This window comes from Polaromonas sp. P1_G4 (assembly GCF_056405475.1).
Genome location: NZ_JBFUCA010000311.1, coordinates 1 through 5,097, shown reverse-complemented (window position 1 = coordinate 5,097; position 5,097 = coordinate 1). Strand labels below are relative to the sequence as shown.

Sequence of the window (5,097 nt, the reverse complement as noted above, 5' to 3'; positions counted from 1 at the left end):
GCTGGTGGAATACCCCGCTGGTWGCGCTYAAAGAACTCTTMAAGCCAGCATGAGCCGCGGGACTGGCTTTGCCAGACCGCAGGCGGGCGGCCCYCTCGGGGGGCAGGGAGCTACACGAAGTGAGCGACCGTGGGGGCCATATCTTTAAGCTACCCTGCAGATCTTCAGCATATTGGTGCCGCCCGGTGCGCCCATGGGTTCGCCGCAGGTGATGGCATAAATGTCACCGCTTTCGACGATGCCGCGTTTTTTCAGGTGGGCCTCGGCATCGCCGAGCGCGGTGTCGCGCTCGACACTCTGGTCCATCAGCAGCGGCCTGACATTGCGGTACAGCGCCATCTTGCGCTGGGTCGCCAGTTTGGGCGTCAGCGCGTAGATGGGGATATGGATACGGTGGCGGCTCATCCACAGCGCCGTAGAGCCCGAGTCGGTCAGCGCCACAATGGCTTTGCAACCCAGGTGGTGGGCCGTGAACAAGGCGCCCATGGCGATGGACTGGTCAATGCGGTCAAAGGTCATGCCGGTAAAGTCGGCGTCCAGTTTCACGTCCTCGGCTTTTTCGGCTTCGGCGCAGATGTTGGCCATCTCGACAATGGTCTCCAGCGGATAACGGCCGGCGGCGGTCTCGGCCGATGTCATGACGGCATCGGTGCCGTCGAGCACCGCGTTGGCCACGTCGCTGACCTCAGCGCGCGTGGGCACCGGGTTGGTGATCATGGACTCCATCATGTGGGTCGCGGTGATGACCACCTTGTCCAGCTCACGGGCCATGCGGATCATGCGTTTTTGCAGCGCCGGCACGGCCGCATTGCCGACCTCGATGGCCAGGTCGCCACGCGCGACCATGATGCCGTCGCTGGCCCTGCAGATGGCTTCCAGGTTCGGGATCGCTTCGGCACGCTCGATCTTGGCGATCAAGCCCGGCTTGTGGCGGTGCTCAGCACCGGCCACATTGCACAGCTGGCGCGCCATTTCCATGTCGCTGGCGTTCTGCGGAAAGCTCACCGCGACATAGTCGGCCTGGAAACTCATTGCGGTGCGAATGTCTTCCATGTCTTTGGCCGTCAGCGCCGGCGCCGTCAGACCGCCGCCCTGCTTATTGATGCCCTTGTTGTTGGACAACACGCCGCCGATTTTGACCGTCGCATGGACCTGCTCGCCCAAGACCCTGTCGACCGTCATGACGATCAGGCCGTCGTTGAGCAGCAGTGTGTCACCGGCCTTGACGTCGCGCGGCAGTTCCTTGTAGTCCAGGCCTACGCCGTTGATGTCACCAAGCTCGGTGCGGGACGCGTCGAGCACAAACTTCATGCCTTGCTCAAGCTGCACCTTGCCCTCGGCAAATTTGCCGACACGGATTTTCGGGCCCTGCAGGTCGGCCATGATGGCGACCTCGCGCCCGGCGCGGGTGGCGGCCTCTCGCACCAGCCTGGCACGATCGATGTGGTCTTGCGCCGTGCCGTGGCTGAAATTCAGCCGCACGCAGTTGACGCCAGCGCGAATCATCTGCTCCAGCAAGGCCGGATCGCTGGAGGCGGGGCCAAGGGTGGCAACGATTTTGGTGCCGCGGCGCTGCATCTTCATGTCTGTCTCCTGTAATTTAGTTTCTTATTTTTACACGAATGAGTTACGTGGCGGTTACCAAGCCATCGCCGCATCCGGGGTATTGGTCAGAAGCCGGAGGGGTGGCCCGCTGCATGCAACGTGTCGCGCCTTGAACCTGCAAACCGCGGTTTGCCGCATTTTGCAGGTAGCGCCTCAATGGCCCGCGCGCTTTTGCAGGATTTCAAAGGCCGGAAGCGTCTTGCCTTCCAGCACTTCCAGAAAAGCGCCGCCGCCGGTCGAGATGTAGTCGACCTGCTTTTCAATGCCGTATTTGGCAATGGCGGCCAGCGTGTCCCCGCCTCCGGCGATAGAGAACCCGCTGCTGTCCGCAACGGCGCGCGCAATGCCTTCGGTGCCTTTAGCGAACGCGTCAAACTCAAACACGCCGACCGGGCCGTTCCATACGATGGTGCCGGCCGCCTTGAGCTGCGCCGCAAGTCTCGCGGTGGTTTGCGGGCCGATATCAAGAATCAGGTCGTCATCGGCGACGTCAGTGGCCGCCTTGACGGTGGCCGGCGCGTCAGCGGCAAAGGTTTTGGCGGTGACAACGTCCGTCGGAATCGGCACCTCGGCGCCACGCGCCTTCATGGCGTCAATCACGGCTTTGGCTTCGGCCAGCAGGTCGGCTTCGGCCAGGCTTTTGCCGATTTTCAAACCGGCGGCCAGCATGAAGGTGTTGGCAATACCGCCGCCCACGATGAGCTGGTCAACATTGGCGGCGAGTGATTTGAGGATGGTGAGCTTGGTCGAGACCTTGCTGCCGGCCACGATGGCCACCAGCGGCCTGCGCGGGCTGGAAAGGGCTTTGGAGATGGCGTCCATCTCGGYGGCCAGCAGTGGGCCGGCGCTTGCCACGGGCGCGTACTGCGCAATGCCATAGGTGGAGGCTTCAGCGCGGTGCGCCGTGCCGAACGCATCGTGCACAAAAATATCGCAGAGCGCAGCCATCTTGCGCGCCAGCTCTTCGCTGTTTTTCTTCTCGCCCTTGTTGAGCCGGCAGTTCTCCAGCATCACCAGCTGGCCGGGTTTGACATCCACACCGTCCACCCAGCCGGAGGCCAGGGGAATGTCGCGCTTCATCAACTCGCCCATTCGTTTGGCCACAGGCGCCAGCGAATCGGCCGGCTTGAACTCACCCTCCACTGGCCGCCCGAGATGAGATGTCACCATGACCGCCGCGCCTGCGTCCAGGGCCATCTGGATGCAGGGAATCGAGGCGCGGATGCGCGTGTCTTCCGTGATGTTGCCGCTGTCATCCTGCGGCACGTTGAGGTCGGCACGGATGAACACGCGCTTGCCGRCAACTTTGCCGCTGGCGCACAGGTCGGAGAAACGGATGAAGTTCATAAATCGCTCGCACAATAAAAAAGGCTTTGGGCCACAGCGCCCAAAGCCCTAAATTGTAGGTGCCTGTATGTGCCTGGGCCCGTCAGACAAAGCCGGGAAAGCGTAAATTTAGGCATCAAATCGGCCTCCAGCCCACGCAGAACGAGCGCAAGCAGCTACTGATTTGATAGCAGTCGACACCAAACACGATGCGAAGCGAGTAACACCAAGGCCAGCAGGGGCCGCGGAACCGGCTTTGCCGGGCCGCAGGCGCCGTCCCCTGCAAGGGGAAAAGGGCTACACGCAGTGAGCCCGATAGGGGTGTGCTAATTTTTACCGTGGGGGCTCACCATCCAAACCCCATATGCAGCGGCAAATACACCGCCATGCCGGCCAGGATGGTGCCCAGCACGCCGTGACGCCAGTAATACCAGGCGGTGCCGGCGACTACCGCAAACAGCCGCGCGTCTTTCCAGGTTGCGATGAAATGGCCCTGCGTCATCACCATTTCCGGCACGATCACTGCGGCCAGCGCAGCAATGGGCGCGTAGTGCAGGCCGCGCTGCGCCCAGCCTGGCAGCGTCCAGGGCTTGCTGGAGAGAAAAAAGAAGGAGCGCGTGAGGACGGTCATCAGCGTCATGCCGATGATGGTCACCACCGTCCAGAGATCGGTCTGGTTCATGCTGCGTCTCCGGTTCCGGGAGTGGATACCGCAGGCTTGGCCGGCGCTGATTTTTCCAGCGCCAGGCAGACGATGACGGCTACGGCAATGCCCACCAGGATATTGAGCTTGAGCGGCAAGGCGAAGGTGGCGACAGCGGCGGCACCCGCGATGGCTGCAGACACCGCTCGCAGGCGGGTGGTGGCCAGCGACCACATGATGCCCAGCAGCGCCAGGATGCCGGCAAAGCCCAAGCCCCAGGACAGCGGAATGGAATTGGCCAGCGCAATGCCCACCAGCGTGGCACCCACCCAGCTGACCCAGCTCATGCCGCAGCTGCCGACCCAGTAGGCGTCCTGGGCTTCAATGCCGGCAGCATCGGCGGCCGGGTGCGGGAAGCGTTTGGTAAAAAGCACATAGTTCAGGTCGGCCATGCCGTAGCCAAAAGCCATGCGGCGCCACAGGCTCTGGTGCATCACATAGGGGCGCAGGTGAGCGCTGAAGACCATGAAGCGCAGGTTGACGCAAAACKAGGTAGCCAGAATCACCCACATGGGTGCGCCCGCCACGATGAGAGGCAAGGCTGCCAGTTGGGAACTGCCGGCAAAAACCAGCACCGCCATCAGCAGCACCTCGATAAGACTCATGCCCGACTTCACCATTGCCACGCCCGTCATCAGGCCCCAGGCGGCGATGCCAGGTGCAACGCTAGCGAGCTCACTCACCCCGAGCCGGAAGTCCGGATGCTTGAAGAATGTCTTCACAAAAACCCCGCCCTTTTCTGTTCCGTCATTTTTTTCACCCCTGTTTGGCGATATCCGGTTGAATGAAGACCATGCCGGGACGGATCTCAAACCCCCGCAAAAACTCGGACGCATCCAGCGCCTTGCCGCCGGCTTTTTGAAGGCGGCTCACACGTAGAACGCCGTCGGCGGCACAAATGTCCACACCTTGTGGCCCTGCGGCAAGGACTTCACCGGCCTGGGCATCCCCCGGCCGACGCGCATTCGCCAGAACTTCGGCACGCCAGAACTTGAGGGTTTGCCCGTCTACAACACCGGCCGCGCCGGGAAACGGGTTGAACGCCCGGATCCGCCGCTCGAGTACGGAAGCGCCTTGCGACCAGTCCAGTAATGCCTCATGTTTTTCAATTTTGTGTGCGTAAGTGATGCCGTCCGCGGGCTGAGAGACCGCGTGCAGGCCTCCGCACGCAGCGATCTCGAGGGCCTCCACGATGAGCCGCCCGCCCAGATTGGCCAGCTTGTCGTGCAGCGAAGCCGTGGTGTCGCCGGGTGCGATGCGCAGCTTTTCCGTCAGGAGCATGTCGCCCGTGTCCAGCCCGGCATCCATTTGCATGATGGTGACGCCGGTTTCCGGATCACCGGCTTCGATGGCCCGGTGAATCGGCGCGGCACCGCGCCATCTCGGCAACAGCGACGCGTGGATATTGAGGCAGCCCAACCGCGGTACATCCAGAACCCACTGCGGAAGAATGAGTCCATAGG

The 5,097-nt window shown here is 62.5% G+C and carries 5 protein-coding genes; all 5 read right to left on the bottom strand.

Annotated elements, in window-relative coordinates:
* Positions 1-144 precede the first annotated feature (144 nt).
* A complete protein-coding gene (gene pyk, locus AC1D1X_RS15270; RefSeq protein ID WP_477670751.1) occupies positions 145-1,578 on the bottom strand; it encodes a pyruvate kinase in 1,434 nt (477 codons plus the stop codon).
* A gap of 180 nt (positions 1,579-1,758) precedes the next feature.
* Positions 1,759-2,952, bottom strand: coding sequence for a phosphoglycerate kinase (locus tag AC1D1X_RS15265; RefSeq protein ID WP_477698582.1), 1,194 nt, complete (start codon positions 2,950-2,952; stop codon positions 1,759-1,761).
* Positions 2,953-3,277: 325 nt separating this feature from the next.
* Positions 3,278-3,613, bottom strand: a complete 336-nt coding sequence (locus AC1D1X_RS15260) for an AzlD domain-containing protein (protein ID WP_477670632.1) — start codon at positions 3,611-3,613, stop codon at positions 3,278-3,280.
* Positions 3,610-4,356: an AzlC family ABC transporter permease gene (locus AC1D1X_RS15255; protein ID WP_477698581.1), complete on the bottom strand. Its 747-nt coding sequence runs from the start codon at positions 4,354-4,356 to the stop codon at positions 3,610-3,612. Before AC1D1X_RS15255 ends, AC1D1X_RS15260 begins: the two co-directional genes overlap by 4 nt.
* 34 nt (positions 4,357-4,390) lie before the next feature.
* On the bottom strand, positions 4,391-5,097 hold a 707-nt coding region (gene fmt, locus AC1D1X_RS15250), incomplete at its 5' end, for a methionyl-tRNA formyltransferase (protein WP_477698580.1).

What these genes read in the sequence shown, in the direction of transcription:
- AC1D1X_RS15260 (WP_477670632.1), bottom strand. Translation starts at nt 3,613, where the DNA reads ATGAACCAGACCGATCTCTGGACGGTGGTGACCATCATCGGCATGACG.
- pyk (WP_477670751.1), bottom strand. Translation starts at nt 1,578, where the DNA reads ATGCAGCGCCGCGGCACCAAAATCGTTGCCACCCTTGGCCCCGCCTCC.